The organism is Streptomyces sp. NPDC059398 (assembly GCF_042751845.1).
Lineage (GTDB): Bacteria > Actinomycetota > Actinomycetes > Streptomycetales > Streptomycetaceae > Streptomyces.
Genome location: NZ_JBHYWP010000078.1, coordinates 32,015 through 32,968, shown reverse-complemented (window position 1 = coordinate 32,968; position 954 = coordinate 32,015). Strand labels below are relative to the sequence as shown.

Sequence of the window (954 nt, the reverse complement as noted above, 5' to 3'; positions counted from 1 at the left end):
GCTCTCGACCTCACCGACCCGGCCGCTGTGGTGGAGGACCACCCCCACACGGAATGGGAGCCGGTGCGCCGCAGCGAAACGGTGCGGGGGGATCCCCCCGGGGGGGGGCGCCCCGGGGATGGGGGGAACGGGGGCCTGGGCCGCGGTGTCGCGGGATCACCGCGGCGCCGCGGCCCGGGGGCTGCTGAGGGGACTGGTGCTCAGGGGGTGGCGTCGAGAGTCTTCTCCCATGCTTCGACGGTGGCGACCTCACCGCGCCGTGTGAACACCTCACCGAGGAGGGCGGAGTGCAGGGCGGGGCTGGGGTCGCCGCAGGCGTCGGACAGGACCGTGACCCGGTAGTCGAGGTCGGCGGCCTGCAGAGCGGTGGAGAGGACGACTCCGCCGGTGGCGATACCGGCCAGGACGAGGTGGTCGATGTCCTGCGCGGCCAGGATCTGCTGGAGGTTGTTGCCCGCGAAGGCACTGACGCGGTTCTTGTGAACGACGATCTCGCCGCCCGTGGGGGCCACATCGGGGTGGATGGCGGCGCCCGGGTCGTCCGCCGTGAAGAGGTGGTGCGGAAGGGCGCCGAAGATCTTGTTGCGCGGATGGGCGTCGGTGTGACCGTCGCGCAGCTGCAGTGCCACGTGGATGACCGGAACGTCGGCGGCGCGGGCCGCGCGGAGCGCGCGTACGGCGTGCGGCAGGTAGTCGTCGGGCATGTGGGCGAGGTGGTTGCTCTGGAGGTCCATCAGCAGCAGTGCGGGGCGGGACATGGCCGTGCCTTTCGGAGGGGTGGAGCGCTGTTCCTGGAATCTCGCGGTTCCGGACCGCGAGCGGTCGGGGGGCGGGCGGGGCCGCCGGGGGGGCCACCCCCCCGCGGGGGGGTCGGCGGGCGGGGGGGGGCCCCCCGGGGGCGCCCCGGCGCCCCCCCGGAGGGGGGCAGGGGGGCACACCCAGGAAAGCCCACCC

The 954-nt window shown here is 74.9% G+C and carries 1 protein-coding gene; it reads right to left on the bottom strand.

Annotated features, from left to right (window positions below; translation table 11 throughout):
* Window positions 1-200: 200 nt before the first annotated feature.
* Window positions 201-758: a cysteine hydrolase family protein gene (locus ACFXBC_RS24925; protein WP_385028519.1), complete on the bottom strand. Its 558-nt coding sequence runs from the start codon at window positions 756-758 to the stop codon at window positions 201-203.
* Window positions 759-954: the final 196 nt, after the last annotated feature.

What these genes read in the sequence shown, in the direction of transcription:
- ACFXBC_RS24925 (WP_385028519.1), bottom strand. Translation starts at nt 758, where the DNA reads ATGTCCCGCCCCGCACTGCTGCTGATGGACCTCCAGAGCAACCACCTC.